The 378-nt window shown below is 47.4% G+C and carries 2 tRNA genes; both read left to right on the top strand.

Going from position 1 to position 378, the window contains the following annotated elements:
- Positions 1 to 29 precede the first annotated feature (29 nt).
- Positions 30 to 106, top strand: a tRNA-Ile gene (locus FY046_RS23645).
- A gap of 134 nt (positions 107 to 240) precedes the next feature.
- Positions 241 to 316 (top strand) — tRNA-Ala (locus FY046_RS23650).
- Positions 317 to 378: the final 62 nt, after the last annotated feature.

Raw genomic sequence — 378 nt, forward strand, 5'->3', positions numbered from 1 at the left:
GAAAAAGTAACGAGCAGAAAAACCTCTACAGGCTTGTAGCTCAGGTGGTTAGAGCGCACCCCTGATAAGGGTGAGGTCGGTGGTTCAAGTCCACTCAGGCCTACCAAATTTGCACTCATGCGGCGTTATGCATTCGGTCGTTTACCAAAGTAAACTTCCCTCCTGCATGCCTTGCATGAGCACAAATTACATTTCTTCCCTGGAATGTAATGGTAGTAAAAGGTTTCTGTAAGACTGTATGGGGCTATAGCTCAGCTGGGAGAGCGCCTGCCTTGCACGCAGGAGGTCAGCGGTTCGATCCCGCTTAGCTCCACCATACTGTTTTTCTAAATAAAATACTTCAGAGTGTGCTGGATAACAGTATGCTGCGAAGTATTA

This window comes from Erwinia sp. 1181_3, from assembly GCF_052824965.1.